The organism is Sulfitobacter sp. HI0040 (assembly GCF_001634885.1).
In the GTDB taxonomy this organism is placed as follows: domain Bacteria; phylum Pseudomonadota; class Alphaproteobacteria; order Rhodobacterales; family Rhodobacteraceae; genus Sulfitobacter.
Genome location: NZ_LWEX01000540.1, coordinates 1 through 250 on the forward strand (window position 1 = coordinate 1; position 250 = coordinate 250).

The 250-nt window shown below is 55.6% G+C and carries 1 protein-coding gene; it reads right to left on the reverse strand.

The window, feature by feature from the left end; translation table 11 throughout:
• A partial coding sequence (locus A3728_RS20170; protein WP_150120918.1) for a porin occupies positions 1–197 on the reverse strand: 197 nt, incomplete at its 3' end.
• Positions 198–250: the final 53 nt, after the last annotated feature.

Consider the following 250-nt stretch of genomic DNA (forward strand, 5'->3'; position numbering starts at 1 on the left):
AAGGTGACGCCCATATCAGACTCGGCTGTCGCGTCGATCTGCAGGCGGAAACGGCTGGTGATGTTTGTTTCATCCTGGCCGGTCGCGTTTTCGTTGTACAGAACACCGAAGCGGCCGTAACCGCTGAAGTCGACTTCTGCTGCTGCAACGCCCGCGGTCGCAACCAGAGCTGTTGAAGCGAAGAGAACTTTTTTCATGAGTTTTCCCTCGGTTTGAATTCACATGCCCAGACCGGGGAATCCGGTAAGGG